Annotated in this window: 16 protein-coding genes; 10 read left to right on the top strand and 6 right to left on the bottom strand. The window is 72.9% G+C overall.

The annotated features are described in order from the left end of the window. The first annotated feature begins 130 nt into the window (after nucleotides 1-130). From FHY05_RS12740 to FHY05_RS12730, 3 genes are all read left to right on the top strand, one after another. Nucleotides 131-709 carry a sigma-70 family RNA polymerase sigma factor gene (locus FHY05_RS12740; protein ID WP_409321749.1) on the top strand — a complete coding sequence of 193 codons (579 nt, stop codon included), beginning with the start codon at nucleotides 131-133 and terminating at the stop codon, nucleotides 707-709. Beyond that, nucleotides 699-1,403 (top strand): anti-sigma factor domain-containing protein, encoded by a 705-nt coding sequence (locus FHY05_RS12735; RefSeq protein ID WP_183944776.1) that lies wholly within the window; start codon nucleotides 699-701, stop codon nucleotides 1,401-1,403. The genes FHY05_RS12740 and FHY05_RS12735 overlap by 11 nt, the downstream gene beginning before the upstream one ends. Nucleotides 1,404-1,503: 100 nt before the next feature. Then, on the top strand, nucleotides 1,504-2,940 hold the full coding sequence (locus FHY05_RS12730) for an NAD-dependent succinate-semialdehyde dehydrogenase (protein WP_183944775.1): 1,437 nt from the start codon (nucleotides 1,504-1,506) through the stop codon (nucleotides 2,938-2,940). A gap of 107 nt (nucleotides 2,941-3,047) precedes the next feature. Here the strand turns inward: FHY05_RS12730 and FHY05_RS12725 are convergent, their stop codons facing one another. The 3 genes from FHY05_RS12725 to FHY05_RS12715 all read right to left on the bottom strand — a co-directional run bounded on the left by FHY05_RS12725 (nucleotide 3,048) and on the right by FHY05_RS12715 (nucleotide 5,167). Further along, nucleotides 3,048-3,932, bottom strand: a complete 885-nt coding sequence (locus tag FHY05_RS12725) for a MipA/OmpV family protein (RefSeq protein ID WP_260181531.1) — start codon at nucleotides 3,930-3,932, stop codon at nucleotides 3,048-3,050. A gap of 73 nt (nucleotides 3,933-4,005) precedes the next feature. Next, the gene (locus FHY05_RS12720) at nucleotides 4,006-4,326 is read right to left on the bottom strand and encodes a DUF2141 domain-containing protein (protein ID WP_373369035.1); all 321 of its coding nucleotides are present in this window, start codon (nucleotides 4,324-4,326) and stop codon (nucleotides 4,006-4,008) included. Next, on the bottom strand, nucleotides 4,301-5,167 hold the full coding sequence (locus tag FHY05_RS12715; protein WP_183944773.1) for a sterol desaturase family protein: 867 nt from the start codon (nucleotides 5,165-5,167) through the stop codon (nucleotides 4,301-4,303). Before FHY05_RS12715 ends, FHY05_RS12720 begins: the two co-directional genes overlap by 26 nt. Nucleotides 5,168-5,213: 46 nt before the next feature. On the opposite strand from FHY05_RS12715, the gene FHY05_RS12710 reads away from it, so the two are divergent. Then, nucleotides 5,214-6,035 carry an inositol monophosphatase family protein gene (locus tag FHY05_RS12710; protein WP_183944771.1) on the top strand — a complete coding sequence of 274 codons (822 nt, stop codon included), beginning with the start codon at nucleotides 5,214-5,216 and terminating at the stop codon, nucleotides 6,033-6,035. Nucleotides 6,036-6,262: 227 nt separating this feature from the next. Here FHY05_RS12710 and FHY05_RS12705 read toward each other — a convergent pair whose 3' ends face one another. Next, the gene (locus FHY05_RS12705) at nucleotides 6,263-7,240 is read right to left on the bottom strand and encodes an NAD(P)H-dependent glycerol-3-phosphate dehydrogenase (protein ID WP_311732472.1); all 978 of its coding nucleotides are present in this window, start codon (nucleotides 7,238-7,240) and stop codon (nucleotides 6,263-6,265) included. Next, complete coding sequence (gene tsaD / locus FHY05_RS12700) at nucleotides 7,237-8,262, bottom strand: tRNA (adenosine(37)-N6)-threonylcarbamoyltransferase complex transferase subunit TsaD (RefSeq protein ID WP_183944769.1); 1,026 nt, start codon at nucleotides 8,260-8,262, stop codon at nucleotides 7,237-7,239. Before tsaD ends, FHY05_RS12705 begins: the two co-directional genes overlap by 4 nt. A 137-nt stretch (nucleotides 8,263-8,399) precedes the next feature. Between tsaD and hemC the strand changes: the two genes are divergently transcribed. Genes hemC through FHY05_RS12685 form a run of 3 tightly spaced genes read left to right on the top strand, consistent with a single transcriptional unit; the run spans nucleotide 8,400 to nucleotide 10,854 of the window. After that, nucleotides 8,400-9,314, top strand: coding sequence for a hydroxymethylbilane synthase (gene hemC / locus FHY05_RS12695; protein ID WP_183944929.1), 915 nt, complete (start codon nucleotides 8,400-8,402; stop codon nucleotides 9,312-9,314). Between the two features lie 6 nt (nucleotides 9,315-9,320). Further along, entirely contained in the window at nucleotides 9,321-9,980 is a 660-nt protein-coding gene (locus FHY05_RS12690) for a uroporphyrinogen-III synthase (protein ID WP_183944768.1), read from the top strand. A 43-nt stretch (nucleotides 9,981-10,023) separates the two neighbouring features. After that, complete coding sequence (locus tag FHY05_RS12685; RefSeq protein WP_183944766.1) at nucleotides 10,024-10,854, top strand: hypothetical protein; 831 nt, start codon at nucleotides 10,024-10,026, stop codon at nucleotides 10,852-10,854. Nucleotides 10,855-10,866: 12 nt separating this feature from the next. Here the strand turns inward: FHY05_RS12685 and FHY05_RS12680 are convergent, their stop codons facing one another. Further along, a complete protein-coding gene (locus tag FHY05_RS12680) occupies nucleotides 10,867-12,486 on the bottom strand; it encodes a lysine--tRNA ligase (RefSeq protein WP_183944764.1) in 1,620 nt (539 codons plus the stop codon). A gap of 50 nt (nucleotides 12,487-12,536) precedes the next feature. Here FHY05_RS12680 and FHY05_RS12675 point away from each other — a divergent pair, with 50 nt between their 5' ends. The 3 genes from FHY05_RS12675 (at nucleotide 12,537) to FHY05_RS12665 (ending at nucleotide 18,186) form a co-directional block, all read left to right on the top strand. Further along, the gene (locus FHY05_RS12675) at nucleotides 12,537-13,064 is read left to right on the top strand and encodes a sterol desaturase family protein (protein ID WP_183944763.1); all 528 of its coding nucleotides are present in this window, start codon (nucleotides 12,537-12,539) and stop codon (nucleotides 13,062-13,064) included. 604 nt (nucleotides 13,065-13,668) lie between these two features. Then, the gene (locus FHY05_RS12670) at nucleotides 13,669-14,925 is read left to right on the top strand and encodes an efflux RND transporter periplasmic adaptor subunit (RefSeq protein WP_183944762.1); all 1,257 of its coding nucleotides are present in this window, start codon (nucleotides 13,669-13,671) and stop codon (nucleotides 14,923-14,925) included. 78 nt (nucleotides 14,926-15,003) lie between these two features. Next, a complete protein-coding gene (locus FHY05_RS12665; protein WP_183944760.1) occupies nucleotides 15,004-18,186 on the top strand; it encodes an efflux RND transporter permease subunit in 3,183 nt (1,060 codons plus the stop codon). Nucleotides 18,187-18,198 lie beyond the last annotated feature (12 nt).

Below are 18,198 nucleotides of genomic sequence, written 5' to 3'. Positions count from 1 at the left end.
CAGGCCCTTTCCTAGTTGTCCCGACGCGCCGTGCTTGCCACACTTCCTAACCGACGTCAGGTTACGGCAGATACGACGGAGCGACGCGAAGGATGCAGCGAGTGGCGGAATATTCGGGCGCTGCCAAGCCGTGACCGCGGTACCGTCCGACGCGGCGGCGCGGCGCGCCGAGCTGGTGCGCGTGCTGCTGGACGTGGCGATGGAGGATCGCGACGCCTTCCAGCGGCTCTACCGACTCACCTCGGCGAAGCTGTTCGGCATCTGCCTGCGTATCTGCGGCGAGCGACAGGCAGCGGAGGACGTGTTGCAGGACGTCTATGTGCAGGTGTGGCGCAGGGCCGGCGGCTATGAACCGGGACGGGCGAGCCCGATCACCTGGCTGGCGACGATCGCGCGCCACCGCGCGATCGACTGGCGCCGCCGCCAGCACGCGACCGCGCCGCTGGCTGAGCCGGGCAGCGCGGCCGAGCCGGCCGACCCCGAGCCGCGCGCCGACGCCGCGCTGCTGGCCGAGGAGGAGCGCACGCGCGTCGCCGACTGCCTCGAAGCGCTCGAGCCGCGACCGCGCGCCGCGGTGCGGACTGCTTTCTACGACGGCGTCACCTATGCCGAGCTGGCGGCGCGCGACGGCACGCCGCTGGGCACGATGAAGAGCCTGATCCGCCGGGCCTTGCTGCGGCTCCGCGAGTGCCTGTCCGATGACGCCTGACGACCAGGCCCTTGCCGCCGAACTGGCGCTCGGCGTGCTCGACGGCGCCGAGCTGGCGGCGGCGCGGGCGCGGCTAGCGGGCGATCGCGCCTTCGCCGCCGAGGTGGCGCGCTGGGAGGAATGGCTCGCGCCGCTCGCGCTGGCCTTCCCGGAAGTCACGCCGCCCGCCGGACTGGAGGCACGCGTACTCGCCGCGATCGACACGCCCGGCGCGGTGCCGCGCGCGGGCTGGCTCCGCTGGGGCGCGGTCGCGCTCGCCGGGCTCGCCGCCGCGGTGCTCGCGCTGGTGGTCGGGCCGCTGCGCGCGCCGCCGCCACCGCCCGTCCCGGTGCCGGCGCGCCCTGCCCCCGCGCCGCTGCTCGCCGCGCTCACCGTTCCCGCGGGGGCCGAGGCGCCGGGCCGGGCGCCGCTCGCCGCCGCGGTCGATCGTGCCAGCGGCGAGGTGCGGGTCGCCGCCGCGACCGTGCCGCGCGGACGCAGCGCCGAGCTCTGGGCGATCGCCGAGGGCGGCGCGCCGGTCGCGCTCGGGCTGCTCGACGCCGGGCGCCCGACCCGCCTCGTGGTCGCGCCAGCGCGCCGCGTGCTGCTGCGCGCGGGCACGACGCTGGCGGTGTCGATCGAGCCGCCGGGCGGATCGCCCGGCGCGGCACCGACCGGGCCCGTGGTGGCCGCTGGCGCGCTGGCGGAGGGCTGAGCGGGCGGTCAGGCCGAGCCGCCACCCCGACGAGGCGACCTGACCCGGGCGCGCGGCGGCGCTATACGACGCGCATCCTCTCATCCGGACGGAAGCGACCATGACCGACTCCCCCTACGATACCCCGCTCGGCCTCTATATCGCGGGCGAGTGGATCACCGCCGGACGCGACACGCAGGAAGTGCTCAATCCCGCCGACGGCGAGGCGGTCGGCCACGTCCCGCTCGCCACCGCGGCCGATCTCGATCGCGCGCTCGAGGCGGCCGAGCGCGGCTTCCGCGCGTGGCGCGCGACCGCGCCGCAGGAGCGCGCCGCGGTGCTGGCGCGCACCGCCGCGCTGGTGCGCGAGCGCGCCGACCAGCTCGCGCGGCTCGCCACGCTGGAGGAGGGCAAGCCCTTCGCCGAGGCCAAGGGCGAGGTGCTCGCGACCGCCGCCCTGCTCGACTTCCACGCCGGCGAGGCGGTGCGGATCTACGGCCGCGTGCTGCCGCGCCCGACCGGGACGCGCTCGCTGGTGCTGCACCAGCCGGTCGGCCCGGTCGCGGCCTTCTGCGCCTGGAACTTCCCGGTGATGAACCCGGTGCGCAAGCTGTCGCCCGCGATCGCGGCGGGCTGCTCGGTGATCCTCAAGCCGAGCGAGGAGACCCCCGGCGCGGCGGTGGCGATCCTGCGCTGCTTCCAGGACGCCGGCCTGCCCGGCGACGTCGCCCAGCTCGTCTTCGGCGTGCCCGACGCGGTGTCGCGCCACCTGCTCGCCTCGCCGGTGACGCGCAAGCTCAGCTTCACCGGCTCGGTACCGGTGGGCAAGCACCTGCTCAAGCTGGCCGCCGACACCGTGATGAAGAGCACGATGGAGCTCGGCGGGCACGGCCCGGTGCTGGTGTTCGACGACTGCGACTTGGAGCGCACGCTCGACACGCTCGTCCAGCACAAGTTCCGCAACGCCGGCCAGGTCTGCGTCGCGCCGACGCGCTTCCACGTCCAGCATGGCATCTACGAGCGGTTCGCGCAGGGGTTCGCCGAGCGCACCAAGGCGCTGAAGCTGGGCAACGGGCTCGACAAGGCGACGCAGATGGGGCCGATGGCCAACCCGCGCCGCCCCGAGGCGATCGCCGGGCTGGTCGAGCAGGCGGTCGGCGCCGGCGCCAAGCTGCTCACCGGCGGCGCGCGCGGCGAGGGCGAGGGCTTCTTCTTCACGCCGACGGTGCTGGCCGACGTGCCGCTGTCGAGCAGCGCGATGAACGAGGAACCGTTCGGCCCGGTCGCGCTGATCGGCTCGTTCGGCAGCGCCGACGACGCGATCGCCGAGGCCAACCGCCTGCCCTACGGGCTCGGCGCCTACTGCTTCACCGAGAACGGCCGCCTGCAGAACCGGCTCGGCGACGAGATCGAGGCGGGCATGGTGGCGATCAACACCGTCCGGCTGAGCTGGGGCGACGCGCCGTTCGGCGGCGTCAAGGACAGTGGCTTCGGCTCGGAGGACGGGCCCGAGGGGATCGCGGCGCACCTCGTCACCAAGGCGGTGCATATCGCCTGAGCCGACGCCGCTGCCGTCCGCATGCTCCCGCGACGGCGGGAGCCCGGGGTCGCGAGGCTAGACGCCGGCGACTCTGGGCTCCTGCGTTCGCAGGAGCCGGGCGGCCCTCAGAAGGTGTAACCGACCCCCAGCGCGGCGAGCCACTGGTTGCGCGAGCCCGCCACCGACACCACCGGCGTGTCGCCGAAGTCGTTGAGCATGCGCTTGTAGGTCACGCCGCCGATCGCCTTCCAGCCGCGCAGCAGGTTGCCGGTGAGCGAGTAGGTGCCCGCGACCCCGACGGTGTAATGCTTCCACCCGCCACGGGTGCGGTACTGCGGCAGGCCGCTCGCCACTGACTGCGCCGCGTCGACGTCGAAATAGGTCCGCGCGAATCCGCGCTCGACCTTCTCGGCCGAGGCGAACAGGCCCACGCCCGCCTTGAGGCTGAGCGGCGTGAAATAGTTGACCGACGGGCTCCAGATGCCGCTGTCGTGCACCCCGCTGACGTCGTGGCGGTAGCTCAGCGAGGCCGAGAGCTTGTCGTACGGGCTGGTGAGCACGCCCGTCTTGCCCAGCCCGACATAGCCGCCGAGCTCGATCGCGGTGTCGCGCTCGCCGAGCGCGCGGACGCGCACGTCGTCGATCGACTTGTTGTTGCTGCGGTTGAAGTTGACCACGCCGATCGGCCCGGCCTGCACGTCCCAGCTGGGTCCGCTCGGGTTGGGGATGAGGTCGACCGAGGCGCGGTTGCCCAGCAGCGTGAACGAGAAATTGTGGAACGAGCCGATCGCCGCCGGTCCGGGGACGAGGCGATAGTCGTTCGACCCCTCGTAGTCGGGCAGATAGGCGCCCGCGACCGCCACCGTGATCGTGTCACCCACCACGCCCGGGTCGGGAGTCGGGTTGGGCTCGGCCGGAACGCTCTGCGCCTGGGCGAGGGCCGCGGGCGCGGCGAGCAGCCCGCCGCCGGCGAGCACGGCGGCGAGGATCGCGTGAGAGAGGACGCGCAAGATGTGGAACCCCTGATGTTCTGATGTCGGGCGCGTAACTGATCGCGATCAGATTAGCTCCCGCACCGGAACGTCAGAGAATGTAGTGCATCTTCACCTGTTGCGCTTCGGCATCACTCGCCAGCGTGAAGCGCGCCGCCTTGAACCGCGGCGGCCCGAAGCGGATCGCGGGATTGTTCGAGAAGCCGAAGCCTTCCTTGGGGATGCCGGCGAAGGTGTCGAGCTTGGCGTTGCCGTTCTCGTCGTGGATCACCGCCACCGCATAGTCGCCGCGCGGCAGCGCCGCGAAGCGCAGGCTGTGCTGCCCGGCCGGGATCGAACGCGTCACGGCGTCGCGATCGTCGACGCAGCGCGGGAAGTTCGCCGGGTCAGCGGTGAGGCACACGCGGATCATGCCCTTCGCCGAGCGCATCTGCGCGATCGACACGTCGAGCGAGCCCACCGGCGCCGCGCTCACCAGCGGCGCCGCCACCAGCGCCGCGAGCAGCGCGCGCGCGCGCCTGCTGGTGCGCCCGCGCGAAATCACCGAGCCCGTCGTCCGTCCCGCAGAGACGGTCCCAGAAGCGGAAGTAGAGACCATAATTGCACCCGTAGCGCTCATGATGCCGCTGATGATGGCTGGCCGTGATGAGCCAGCCGCCGACACGCCCCCCCCACATGAACTTCGGGAAGATCTCCCAACCCATATGGTTGGTTACTCCCATAACCGTCATGATCGTCAGCACCAGACCGAGCGCGGCGACATGGATCGGAATCACGAGGACCAGTAGCGGAATGGCAACAGCCCCGCTCACCGCCTCGATCGGGTGGAACGCCATCGCCGCCCAGGCGGTCGGCGGGCGGCTGGCGTGGTGGACCGCGTGCGCCAGCCTGAACACGCGCGGGCGGTGCATCCAGCGGTGCGTCCAGTAGAACCAGGCGTCGTGCGCGACGAGGTACAGCAGCACCGAGACGGGCAGGTACCAGAGCGGATAGGCGTGGACGTCCTCGTAGATCCGCGTCCAGCCGTGCGCCTGCCAGCCCCAGGCGAGCACGCCCGCGGGCACGCCGTAGATCGCAGCCGAGGCGAGGCTCCAGCCGATCTCGCGGCGGATCTGCGGGTCGAGCCCGGCGTAGAGGTCGCGGTGGCGCCACCGCGTCGCCAGCGCGAAGCCGCCGCTCGCGAGCAGGTAGCGCACCCCGACGATGAGCGTCATCGCCAGCGCCGACAGCGAGATAGCCACGATCGCGTCCATGGACGAGGCTTCTAGCCTAGCGCCGCCGTGCGCGATAGGCAGGGCCATGCCCGTCCGCCCCGATGACATCGCGCTCGCCCACCGCCTCGCCGACGCCGCCGGCGCGGTGATCCGGCCCTATTTCCGCCAGCCGGCCGGGCTGGAGCTCAAGGCCGACCGCTCGCCCGTCACCCGCGCCGACCGCGAGGCCGAGGAATCGATGCGCCGGCTGCTCGACGCCGAGCGCTCGGGCGACGGCATCGTCGGCGAGGAGCACGGCACCAAGGAGGGCGTCACCGGGCGGCAGTGGGTGCTCGACCCGATCGACGGCACGCGCAGCTTCACCGCGGGACGCGCGATCTTCGGCACGCTGATCGCGCTGGTCGAGGACGGCTGGCCGGTCCTCGGCATCATCGACCAGCCGGTGCAGCGCGAGCGCTGGATCGGCGTCACCGGTCGACCGACGCTGCTCAACGGCGCTCCCGCGCGCACCCGCGCCTGCGCCGCGCTGGAGGGTGCGATCGTCGCCACCACCAGCCCGCACCTCTTCGCCGAGGGCGACGTCCCGCCTTACATGGCGCTGGTCGCGGCGGCGAGCGGCGGCGCACCGCGGCAGGGGCCGGTCTACGGCGGCGACTGCTACAATTACGGGCTGCTGGCGAGCGGGCACCTCGACGTGGTGTGCGAGTCGGGGCTGCAGCTCTACGATTTCGCCGCGCTGGTGCCGGTGGTGGAGGGCGCGGGCGGGCGGATGTGCGACTGGAACGGCGACCCGCTCACCAGCGCGAGCGCGGGCCATGTGCTCGCGATCGGGGATCCGGCGCGCACCGACGACGTGCTCGAGGCGCTGCACGGCGCGCAGGGGCATGAGCATGGGCACGATCACTAGAGCTCGCCCTGTGATCTGAGAGGGGACGAGATTGAACGAACCTCCCCTACAAGGGGAGGTGGCGCGCGCGGCGCGTCGGAGGGGTGTCGCCCTCGGGTGAGTCCGCCCACCCTCATCGTTCGCGTCCCCGCTTCGTCGGACCTTGGGCCTGCCGCCTCGCTCGCGGGGGAGGGTCGATGAGTGCCCCCGATACGGCCGCACCATCGCGTCCCGAATGCAGCGACTCCTCACCCCTCGTCGCGGAGCGGCCTGGCCAGCAGCGCGTCGATCACCGCGCGTACCGGCGCGCCGTCGAGCAGCGCGCAGACCGCCGCGGTGATCGGCATCTCCACGCCCGCCGCCGCCGCCGCCTCGCGCAGCACCGGCGCGGTATAGGCGCCCTCCGCGACGGTGCGACGCTCGGCCAGCAGCGCGCGCGCCGGCTCGCCGCGACCGATCCCCGCGCCGAGCGAGAAGTTGCGCGAGGCGGTCGAGGAGCAGGTCAGGACCAGGTCGCCCAGCCCCGACAGCCCCGCCAGCGTCTCGGCGCGTGCGCCCTTGGCGAGGCCGAAGCGGGTCATCTCGGCGAAGCCGCGCGCGATCAACGCGGCGCGCGCGTTCTGCCCGAGCCCCGCGCCGTCGACCACGCCGCACGCGATCGCGAGCACGTTCTTCACCGCGCCGCCGATCTCGGCGCCGATCACGTCCGCGCTGGCATAGGGGCGGAACTGCGGCGCGGCGATGAGGTCGGCGACTCGCGCGCGCGCCGCGGCATCCTCGCTCGCCAAGGTCACCGCGGTGGGCAGCCCGCGCGCGACCTCGTGCGCGAAGGTCGGACCCGACAGCACCAGCACCGGCGAGTCCGGATGCTCGGCGGCGGCGACCTCGCTCATCAGCAGGTGACTGCTCGCCTCGATCCCCTTGGAGCAGACCACCAGCGGCTGCGCCTTGGCGGGCAGCGCCGCCAGCACCGCGCGCATCGCCTGCGCCGGCGTGACCATCAGGTTGATCTCTGCCTCGGCGACCCAGGCGAGGTCGGTCGTCGCGCTGATCCGCGGCGACAGTGCGGCACCGGGCAGATACGCGGCGTTCTCGTGGTCAGCGTTGAGCGCCGCGACCAGCGCCGCGTCGCGCGCCCACAGCCGCACCTCATGGCCGTTGCTCGCCGCCACCTGCGCCAGCGCGGTGCCCCAGGCACCCGCGCCGATCACGCCGATCGTGCTCACGCCTTCACCCCCGCGCCGCGCACCTTCTCCGCGTCCGGGTCGAGCGGCCAGCGCGCGCGCGCGGCGACGTCGAGCGGGTCGCTCAGCCCGGCGGCGAAGCGCTCGGCGCCGGCCCAGGCGATCATCGCGGCATTGTCGGTGCACAGCCACCCCGGCGGCGCGACGAAGCGCAGTCCGCGCTCCCCCGCCAGGCCTTCCAGCGCCGCGCGCACCGCCCCGTTGGCGGCGACCCCGCCCGCCACCACCAAAGCGGTGACCTCCGCCGCGCGGTCCATCGCGCGGCGGGTGCGATCGACGAGGCAGTCGACCACCGCCGCCTGGAAGCTCGCCGCCACGTCCGCCGCGGGATGGAGCGGCGCCATGCGCGCCACCGCCGCCTTCAGCCCGGCGAAGGAGAAATGCGGCTCGGCCGAGCCCCTGAGAGGTCGCGGCAGCGGCACCGCGCGCGGGTCGCCGTCGCGCGCCGCCGCCTCCACCGCGGGCCCGCCGGGGAAGCCGAGCCCGAGGATCTTGGCGGTCTTGTCGAACGCCTCGCCCGCGGCGTCGTCGATCGTGGTGGCGAGGCGGCGATAGCGCGCCACCCCCTCGACCAGCAGCAGCTGGCAGTGCCCGCCCGAGACGAGCAGCAGCAGATAGGGAAAGGCGAGGTCAGCGTCGGCGAGCCGCGGGCTCAGCGCATGGCCCTCGAGATGGTTGACCGCGATCAGCGGCTTGCCCGCGGCATGCGCCAGCGCCTTGCCGGTGACGAGGCCGACCATCACGCCGCCGATCAGCCCCGGCCCCGCGGTGGCGGCGACCGCGTCAACGTCGGCGAGCGTCACGCCCGCGTCGGCCAGCGCGGCGGCGACCAGCGGCTCGAGCGCCTCGACGTGCGCGCGCGCCGCGATCTCGGGCACCACGCCGCCGAAGGGCCGGTGCGCCGCCTCCTGTCCGGCGAGGCGATGCGCCAGCACCTGGCGGTCGCCGGTGACGAGCGCGGCGGCGGTCTCGTCGCACGAGGATTCGAGCCCGAGGATCAGCATGCGCGCGCTCTAGCGCCTGCGCGCGCCCTTGTCGAAGGCGGGTTGTCGAAGGAGGCGTGGGGCGCGGCTCGTCGCGATCCGCTTGTGGAGCCGGGCCGGGTTCCTCTAACGACCGCTTCTTCGAAGCTGCCGCCCGGATCACCGCTCCCTTGTCCACCGTCTTCAAGCTCGGCACCCGCGGCTCGCCGCTGGCGCTCACCCAGGCGGGGATGGTGCGCGATGCGTTGCGGGCGGCGCACGGCTGGGACTCGATCGAGATCGTCGTGATCCGCACCACCGGTGATCGCGTGCAGGACCGCGCGCTCGCCGAGATCGGCGGCAAAGCCTTGTGGACGCGCGAGCTCGATCGCGCGCTGCTGGCCGGTGAGGTGGACGCCTGCGTCCATTCGATGAAGGACGTGGAGACGCTGCGTCCCGCCGCGATCGCGGTCGCGGCGATGCTGCCGCGCGCCGACGTGCGCGACCGGCTGATCGGCGCCCCCAGCGTGGCGACGCTGCCTGAGGGCGCGTCGGTGGGCACCAGCAGCCCGCGCCGCGCCGCGCAGCTGCGCCGGCTGCGACCCGATCTCCGCCCCATGCTGTTCCGCGGCAACGTCGACACCCGGCTGGGCAAGCTCGCCGCGGGCGAGGTCGACGCCACGCTGCTGGCGGCGGCGGGGCTCGAGCGGCTCGGGCGCCACGACACCGGCGCGGCGATCCCGCTCGACCAGATGCTGCCCGCGCCGGCGCAGGGCGCGGTCGGGGTCGAGACCCGCGCCGAGGGCGCCGCGCATGACGCCGTCGCCGCGATCGACGACGCCGCGACGCACCGCGCGGTCGACGCCGAGCGCGCGCTGCTCGCCGCGCTCGCCGCCGACTGCCACTCCCCCGTCGCCGCGCTGGCCGTGTACGACGACGACGCGCTGCGGCTGCGCGCCGAGCTGCTCAGCCCCGACGGCGCCGAGCATGTTGCGGGCGAGGCGCGCGGCGACGATCCGGTGGCGCTGGGCGCGCGGCTCGCCGCCGAGCTGCTCGGGCGCGCGCCGCCCGCGATCCGCGCCTTGTTCGGCTGAGCCGCGATGCCGCGCGCCGCGCTGGTGCTCCGCCCCGAGCCGGGCAACGCGCACACCCGCGCCGCGCTCGCCGCGGCGGGGATCGAGGCGCGCGCGCTGCCGCTGTTCCGGGTCGAGCCGCGCGCCTGGCCGGTACCCGACGCACGCGACTATGACGCGCTGCTGATCACCAGTGCCAACGCGGTCCGCCACGCCGGTGCCGGTCTGGCACGCCTGGCGTCGCTGCCGGTGGTGGCGGTGGGCGCGGCGACCGCGCGTGCGGCGCGCGCGGCGGGTCTGACGGTGGCGCTGGTCGGCAGCGGCGACGCGGCCGACGCGGTGGCGCAGGCGCGGTCCTTTCCGCGGCTGCTCCACCTCGCCGGTCGCGACCGCGCGGGCAAGCTGACGCTGCCGGCGGTGACCGTCTACGCCAGCGTGGCGGTGACGCCGCCCGCCGAGGCGCTGGCCGCCGCGCTCGACGCGGTGGTGCTGCTCCACTCGCCGCGCGCCGCGGCACGCTTCGCCGCGCTCGCCGCCGCGCTGCCGCGCGAGCGGGTTCGGCTCGCCGCGCTGAGCGAGGCGGTGCTCGCCGCGGCGGGCGGCGGCTGGCAGGCGGGCGCGGCGGCGCGCGCGCCGACCGACCTCGCGCTGGTGGAGTGTGCCGCCGGGCTCGCGATTGACCCGTGACGCGCGCGCGGGGATAAGGATGCTCGGCGGCGAGGAAGCGCGAGTGAGCGACGGGATGGACACGGCGCAGGGCGCGCAGCGATCGCGGATGGGGCCGGTGCTGGTGATCGCGCTGATCGCCTTCGCGGTCGGGCTGGCGCTGATGGCCTATGCCTCGCGCAACGCGCCGGGCCTGTTCGGCCGCTCCGTCGCCCCCGCCGCGGCACCGACCGCGGCGCCGGCGCCGATCACCCCCGACGTCGCCACGCTGGCGCTGCGCGAGGCGGCGCTCGCGGCGCAACTCGCCAACCTCGAGGCGCGCGCGGCGCGGATCGACGGCGAGAGCGCGCAGGCGGAGAGCAATGCCGGGCGCGCCGAGGCGATCCTGATCACCTTCGCGGCGCGGCGCGCGCTCGATCGCGGTGTCGGACTCGGCTACCTCGAGGGCGAGCTGCGCCGCCGCTTCGGCGCGGCCTTCCCGCGCGAGGTCAACGGCGTCATCCGCGACTCGCGCGCGCCGGTGACGCTGGAGGATCTGCGCGAGGGGCTCAGCGCCGCGGCGCCGACGCTGCTGGCGCAGAGGAGCGACTGGTGGGCCGGGATCGGCAGCGAGCTGCGCGGTCTGGTGGTGATCCACCGCGCCGGCACGCCCTCGCCGCTGCCCTCCGACCGGCTGGCGCGGGCGCGGCGCCAGCTCGGCACGGGCAACGTCGAGACCGCGCTGGCCGAGGTCGAGCGGCTGCCCGGCGCGGCCGAGGCGAGCAACTGGATCGCGGCGGCGCGGCGCTACGTCGAGGCGCGCGCCGCACTCGACACGCTCGAATCGGCGGCGATCACGGGCGCGGCCACCGCGGCGGCGGGCGCGGCGCGGGCGGAAGCGGCGCCGGCGGGGTAGCTCAGGCCAGCCTCACCCCCGCGCCAAAGCCTCGGCGATCAGCCGGCGGCTGTTCTCCACCCCGTACAGCGCGATGAAGCTGCCCATCCGCGGTCCCTGGCTGGTACCGAGCAGCGTCTCGTACAGCGCCTTGAACCAGTCGCGCAGCTCGGCGAAGCCGCCCGCCTCGCCGAACGAGGCCTTGCCGATCTCGTAGACGATGTTCTGTATGTCCTCGGCGCTCGCCCCCTCGGGCAGCGCGGCAAGCTCGGCGTCGAGCCGCTCGAGCGCGGGCACCTCGACCCCGACCGGCGCGCGGCGGTGCAGCGTCGGCGCCACGAAGTCGCGCGCATAGGCCAGCGCATGGCCGATCAGCCGGTCGAGCGCGGGATAGGTCGCGGGCGAGGCGTCGGGCACGTAGTTGGCGAGATAGCCCCACACCTGCTCACGCGTGGCGTCGCCCCCCATCACGCCGACGAGGTTGAGCAGCAGCCCGAAGGTGATCGGCAGCGTCTCCGCGGGCACCTTCCCGTCATGGATATGGTGCACCGGGTTGCCGAGCCGCTGCGCGATCGGCTGCGTCGGGTAGTTGCCGCGGAACTGCCAGTAATCGTCGACCGCGCGCGGGATCACGCCGAAGTGCAGCGCCTTGGCCTTCTTGGGCTCGCGATAGGCGAAGAAGGCGAGGCTCTCCTCCGGGCCGTAGGTGAGCCACTGGTCGAGGCTGAGCCCGTTACCCTTCGACTTGGAGATCTTCTCGCCCTTCTCGTCGAGGAACATCTCGTAGTTGAAGCCCTCGGGCGGGCGCCCGCCGAGCACGCGGGCGATCTTGGACGATTGCACCACCGAGTCGATCAGGTCCTTGCCCGCCATCTCGTAATCGACGCCGAGCGCGACCCAGCGCATCGCCCAGTCGACCTTCCACTGCAGCTTGGCCTGGCCGCCCAGCACCGACTGGACGATCCGCTCGCCGCTCTCGTCGGTGAAGGCGATCGTTCCCGCCTCCGCGTCGACCACCTCGATCGGCACCTGCAGCACCACCCCGGTGGCGGGGCTGACCGGCAGCACCGGCGAGTAGGTGGCGCGACGCTCGGCGCGCAGCGTCGGCAGCATCACGTCCATGATGCCCTGATAGTGGCGCAGCACGCCCTTGAGCGCCTCGTCGAAGCGCCCGCCGGTGTAGTAATCGGTCGAGGACACGAACTCGTACTCGAACCCGAACCGGTCGAGGAACTGCCGCAGCATGGCGTTGTTGTGCGCGGCGAAGCTGTCGAACTTGCCGAACGGGTCGGGGATGCGCGTCAGCGGCTTGCCGAGATGCTCGGCCAGCATCGCGCCGTTGGGAACGTTGTCGGGCACCTTGCGCAGCCCGTCCATGTCGTCGCTGAAGGCGATCAGCCGCGTCTTCTGGTCCGACAGCGCGTGGAAGGCGTTGCGCACCATCGTCGTGCGCAGCACCTCGTTGAAGGTGCCGATATGCGGCAGCCCCGAGGGGCCGTAGCCGGTCTCGAACAGGATCGGCTCGACCTCCCCGTTCTTGGCTGGCTTGCCGTCGGGCCAGCGCTTGAGCAGCTTGCGCGCCTCCTCGTACGGCCAGGCCTTGGACTCGAGGGCGGCGGACGTAAGCGCGTCTGGGCGAAGATCGTCGGTCATGGTGCGCTGCGACGTAGCGAGACGCGCGCGCCATGGCTATATCGTCGCGCATGTCCTGGTGGGCCGCCCTTCTTCTGTTCCTCGTCACCGTCGCGCTGATGGAGGGCTTCGCCTATGTGATGCACCGCTGGGTGATGCACGGGCCGGGCTGGTTCCTCCACGCCAGCCACCATCGCGCGCGCGCGGGCAACTGGGAGCTCAACGACCTCTACGCCGCGATCTTCGCGGTGCCGTCGTTCGTGATGATCCTGGGCGGGGTACAGCTCGGCTGGTGGCCGGGCTTCACCTGGGTCGGCGCGGGAATCGCGGCCTATGGCGCGATCTACTTCGGCTTCCACGACGTGATCGTGCACAAGCGGCTGCCGACGCGCTACCTGCCCAGGTCGGCCTATATGAAGCGGATCATCCAGGCGCATCGGCTCCACCACGTGGTCGAGACCAAGCACGGCACGGTGAGCTTCGGCTTCCTCGTCGCGCCCCGGCCCGAGTCGCTCAAGGCCGAGCTCAAGCGCCGCGGCCGCGCCGGGGTGCGGCGCTCGACCGGCGCGGAGCCGGGGCACGTCGACCAGCGGGCGTGATACGGTGGATCCTCCCTTTACAGGGAGGACTTGGCGAGCCTCTTATCTGCTCTCCTGCGCAAGCAGGAGCCCAGGGTCACACGCACCGCAGGCGGTCGTCCTGCCTGGCCCTGGGTTCCGGCAATCACCGGGACACGGCCGCCGACCGCGAGGGAAAGCCCGATGCGTCGGTCGCCAAGACAGACGCGCCGGCGAGACGCTGATCCGGTCGCAAACGATCGCGCTCACAAGCCGCACATTGGGTGTCGACAAAGAAAACTACCGAGCGGTACAAAAAAGCCGGTTGACCCACGTCAGGCCACTTTCTATACCAGACGGTATCGAAACGACGGTGGCCGCGTGCCCCCGTGCGATCGACGGAGCCGCCATGGATCCTCTTTCCAGCCTCGAGTGTGCCGAGTCCTGACCGGACCGGCGTCGCGTACCGATCTTCCCCAAGCCGCTCGCCGGGCCCCCGCCCGCGCGACCGGACACGTCCGCCCTCGCCCGACGCGCCGCGTTCCCCGCGCGCCGGAACGCGGTCGGCCGCCCATCGCACAGGACACGTCTTCATGGCCGATCGCGCCTGCCTGATCCGTCTTCCCCTCGTCGAGGAGACGCGCGCATGAACATGCACACCACCATCGACCCCGCCGACTCGGTCGAGGCCGCGCCCGCCCCGCGCGCCAGCACCGCCCGGCGTGCCGCCTGGATCGGCGTGCCGCTCGTCGCGGTGATCGGCGCCGCCACCTTGCTCCACCGCGAGCAGCCAGCGGTCGCCGCGCCGCCGGCCCCCACCGTCACCGTCGCGCCACCGCTCCAGCGCACCGTCGCCGAGTGGGACGATTACGTCGGCCGCTTCGAGCCGAGCCGCTCGATCGAGGTGCGCCCGCGCGTCTCGGGCGCGATCAGCGCGGTGCATTTCACCGACGGGGCCACCGTCCGCGCCGGGCAGCTGCTCTTCACCATCGACCAGCGCCCCTTCGCCGCGGCGCTCGCCGAGGCGCAGGCGGGCGTCGCCACCGCGCGCAGCGACCTGCTGCTCGCGCGCGCCAACCTCGACCGCGCCGGCCGGCTCGTCGCCGAGGACGCGGTCTCCAAGGGCGAGCTCGACCAGCTCACCGCGCGCGTCCGCGCCGCCAGCGCGCAACTCGCCGCCGCCGAGGCGCGGGTCCGCGCGCGGTCGCTCGACATGGAGTTCACCCAGGTGCGCGCGCCGATCGCGGGCCGCGTGTCGGACCGCCGCATCGATCCCGGCAACCTGGTCGCGGGCGGCGACACCAGCGGCACCTTGCTGACGACGATCAACGCGCTCGACCCGATATATTTCGCCTTTGACGGCTCGGAGGCGCTGTTCCTCAAGAACAAGCGCGCGCGCGCCGCGGGCGTCTCCGCGCCCGAGGTCGACGTGCGGCTGCAGGACGAGGGCGACTACCGCTGGCACGGCCGGCTCGACTTCACCGACAACGGGCTCGACTCGCGCTCGGGCACGATCCGCAGCCGCGCGGTGCTGCGCAACCCGGACCAGTTCCTGACCCCGGGCATGTTCGGCAACATGCGGCTCGCCTCGGGCGCGACGACGCGCGCGCTGCTCGTCCCCGACGCCGCGGTGCAGACCGATCAGGCGCGCAAGACGCTGCTGACCGTTGCTCCTGATGGTACCGTCGCGGTCAAGCCGGTGACGCTCGGCCCGGTGCTCGCCGGCCTGCGCATCGTGCGCAGCGGGCTCTCGCCCAGCGACCGCGTCGTGATCAGCGGCACGCAGATGGCGATGCCGGGCACCAAGGTGCAGGTCCGCACCGGCACGATCGCGCCGGCGAGCGGCGGCGACGCCCCGCCCGGCGCGGCGCCGATCACCGGCGAGGCTACCTTCACCTCCTGATCACGGCGGCGTCGCCGCCGCCCCCGATCCGCCGCTTCCCAGCGGCCCCCATTCATCCTCGCACTCGGGGAGCCTGTCATGCGCCTCTCGCGCTTCTTCATCACCCGCCCGATCTTCGCCGGCGTCATCGCGGTGATCATCACCATCGTCGGCGCGATCGCCTATTGGGGCCTCCCCGTCGCGCAATATCCCGACATCGTGCCGCCCACGGTGACCGTCACCGCCAACTATCCCGGCGCCTCGGCCGAGACGGTGGCCGAGACCGTCGCCGCGCCGATCGAGCAGGAGATCAACGGCGTCGACAACATGCTGTACCAGTCGAGCCAGTCGACCGGCGACGGCAACCTGACGATCACGGTCACCTTCAAGATCGGCACCGACCTCGACGCGGCGCAGGTGCTCGTCCAGAATCGCGTCGCCGTGGCGGTACCGCGGCTGCCCGAGGAGGTGCAGCGGCTCGGCGTGGTGACGCGCAAGACCAGCCCCGACTTCCTCATGGTCGTCAACCTGATCTCGCCCGACAAGTCGCTCGATCGCGGTTATATCTCCAATTACGCGCTGACCCAGGTGCGCGACCGCCTCGCGCGCATCGACGGCGTCGGCGACGTCCGCCTGTTCGGCAGCCGCGACTATGCGATGCGGGTGTGGATCGATCCCGGCCGCGCCGCCGCGCTCGACCTCACCGCGGGCGACATCGTCGCGGCGTTGCGCGCGCAGAACGTCCAGGTCGCGGCGGGCTCGCTCGGCCAGCCGCCCTATGGCAACGGCAACGCCTTCCAGCTCAACGTCGAGACCCAGGGCCGGCTGGTCGACCCCAACCAGTTCGCCGACGTGGTGATCCGCACCGATGGCAGCGGCCGCCAGGTGCGGGTGCGCGACGTCGCGCGCGTCGAGCTCGGCGCGCAGGACTATAATTCGAACACCTATCTCTCGGGCCAGCCGACCGTGATCGCGGCGGTGTTCCAGCGCCCCGGCTCGAACGCGCTCGCCGCCGCCGAGAAGGTGACCGCCGAGATGGAGGCGATGTCCGAGTCCTTCCCCAAGGGCCTGGAGTATCGCGTCATCTACAACCCCACCGAGTTCATCGCGCAGTCGGTCGACGCGGTCATCCACACCCTGTTCGAGGCGATGGTGCTCGTCGTGCTCGTCATCCTGGTGTTCCTCCAGAAGTGGCGTGCCGCGATCATCCCGATCGTCGCCATCCCGGTCTCGCTGGTCGGCACCTTCGCGGTGCTCGCCGCGGTCGGCTACTCGCTCAACACGCTCTCGCTGTTCGGGCTGGTGCTGGCGATCGGCATCGTCGTCGACGACGCGATCGTCGTGGTCGAGAATGTCGAGCGCAACCTCGGGCAGGGGCTCTCCCCGCTCGAGGCGGCCAAGGTGTCGATGGACGAGGTGTCGGGCGCGCTGGTCGCGATCGTGCTGGTGCTGTGCGCGGTGTTCGTGCCGACCCTATTCCTCACCGGCCTCTCGGGCGCCTTCTACCAGCAGTTCGCGGTGACGATCGCCACCGCGACGGTGATCTCGCTGGTGGTGTCGCTGACGCTCTCGCCCGCGCTCGCCGCGCTGCTGCTGCGTCCGCACGAGTCGCACGATTCCGGCAATCGCGTGACCCGCGCGCTGCGCTCGGCCGGTGACTCGTTCAACCGCGCGTTCGAGCGGCTGAGCGTCGGCTATGCCAATCTCACCGCCAGGCTGGTGCGCGCGCCGAGGCGGATGATGGCGGTCTATGCCGGGCTCATCGCCGCGACCGTGGCGCTGTTCTGGGCGACGCCGACCGGCTTCATCCCGGCGCAGGACCAGGGCTATTTCCTCACCGTGGTGCAGCTGCCCGCGGGCGCCTCGGTCGAGCGCACCGACGCGGTGGTGCAGAAGGTCGCCAAGCGCATCCTGCCGCTGGCGGGGGTGAAGGGCGTCGTCATGCTCGCTGGCTTCGACGGCCCGTCGCAGACGCTCGCGCCCAACACCGCCGCGGCCTATGTCCCGCTCCAGTCCTTCGCCGAGCGCGAGAGACTGGGCGTCACCTTCGCCGGCATCATGCAGAAGACGCGCGAGGTCACCGGCGACATCGACGAGGCCCGCATCCTCGTCGTGCCGCCGCCCTTGATCCAGGGCATCGGCTCGGCCGGCGGCTATCGCCTGATGGTGCAGGACCGCCAGGGCGCGGGCTATCAGGCGCTCGGCGCGGAGGCGGGCAAGCTGATCGGCGCCGCCAACCAGACCGAGGGGCTGGCGCAGGTCTACACCTTCTTCAACACCGCCACGCCGCGCATCTTCGCCGACGTCGACCGCGCCAAGTCGGACCTGCTCGGCGTGCCGCCGGCGCGCGTGTTCGAGGCGCTCCAGGTCTATCTCGGCAGCGCCTTCGTGAACGACTTCAACCTGATCGGGCGGACCTATCGCGTCACCGCCCAGGCCGACGCGCCGTTCCGCTCGACCCCGGCGGACATCGCCAACCTCAAGACCCGCTCGGCCTCGGGCGCGATGGTGCCGATCGGCTCGGTCGCGACCTTCCAGGACCGGACCGGCCCGTATCGCGTGACGCGCTACAACCTCTACCCCGCGGTCGAGGTCGACGGCGATACCGCGCCGGGCTATTCCTCGGGCCGCTCGCTGGTGACGATGGAGAAGCTGGCGCGCGACACGCTTCCCTCGGGCTATGGCGCCGAGTGGACCGGGATCGCCTTCCAGCAGAAGGCGGCGGGCAACACCGCCGGGATCGTCTTCGCGCTGGCGGTGGTGTTCGTCTTCCTGGTGCTCGCGGCGCAGTACGAGAGCCTGCTGCTGCCGCTCTCGATCGTGCTGATCGTGCCGATGTGCCTGCTCGCCGCGATGGCGGGGGTGAACCTGCGCGGCATGGACAACAACGTGCTGACGCAGATCGGGCTGGTCGTGCTGATCGCGCTCGCCGCCAAGAACGCGATCCTGGTGGTCGAGTTCGCCAAGCAGGCGGAGGAGCGCGACGGCCTCACCCCGGTCGAGGCCGCGGTGCAGGCGGCGCAGGTGCGGCTGCGGCCGATCCTGATGACCAGCTTCGCCTTCATCCTCGGCACCGTGCCGCTGCTGATCGCGAGCGGCGCCGGCGCCGAGCTGCGCCAGGCGCTGGGCACCGCGGTGTTCTTCGGGATGATCGGGGTGACCGGCTTCGGGCTGATCTTCACGCCGACCTTCTACGTGGTGTGCCGCGCGCTCGGCGCGCGGCTCGCCCGCCGCCGGCCCGGGCGCCGCGACGACGACGCCGCGCTCCAGCCGGCCGAGTGACTCCTGCTACGG

The organism is Sphingomonas sp. BK580, assembly GCF_014194975.1.
Classification (GTDB): Bacteria; Pseudomonadota; Alphaproteobacteria; order Sphingomonadales; family Sphingomonadaceae; genus Sphingomonas.
Note: the sequence above shows the minus strand (reverse complement) of the source record. Positions and strands in the feature narration are given on the sequence as shown.

Coding starts and splice junctions, on each gene's coding strand:
- FHY05_RS12735 (WP_183944776.1), top strand. CDS start 699: ATGACGCCTGACGACCAGGCCCTTGCCGCCGAACTGGCGCTCGGCGTG.
- FHY05_RS12730 (WP_183944775.1), top strand. CDS start 1,504: ATGACCGACTCCCCCTACGATACCCCGCTCGGCCTCTATATCGCGGGC.
- FHY05_RS12720 (WP_373369035.1), bottom strand. CDS start 4,326: ATGATCCGCGTGTGCCTCACCGCTGACCCGGCGAACTTCCCGCGCTGC.
- FHY05_RS12715 (WP_183944773.1), bottom strand. CDS start 5,167: ATGGACGCGATCGTGGCTATCTCGCTGTCGGCGCTGGCGATGACGCTC.
- FHY05_RS12710 (WP_183944771.1), top strand. CDS start 5,214: ATGCCCGTCCGCCCCGATGACATCGCGCTCGCCCACCGCCTCGCCGAC.
- tsaD (WP_183944769.1), bottom strand. CDS start 8,262: ATGCTGATCCTCGGGCTCGAATCCTCGTGCGACGAGACCGCCGCCGCG.
- FHY05_RS12690 (WP_183944768.1), top strand. CDS start 9,321: ATGCCGCGCGCCGCGCTGGTGCTCCGCCCCGAGCCGGGCAACGCGCAC.
- FHY05_RS12680 (WP_183944764.1), bottom strand. CDS start 12,486: ATGACCGACGATCTTCGCCCAGACGCGCTTACGTCCGCCGCCCTCGAG.
- FHY05_RS12675 (WP_183944763.1), top strand. CDS start 12,537: ATGTCCTGGTGGGCCGCCCTTCTTCTGTTCCTCGTCACCGTCGCGCTG.
- FHY05_RS12670 (WP_183944762.1), top strand. CDS start 13,669: ATGAACATGCACACCACCATCGACCCCGCCGACTCGGTCGAGGCCGCG.
- FHY05_RS12665 (WP_183944760.1), top strand. CDS start 15,004: ATGCGCCTCTCGCGCTTCTTCATCACCCGCCCGATCTTCGCCGGCGTC.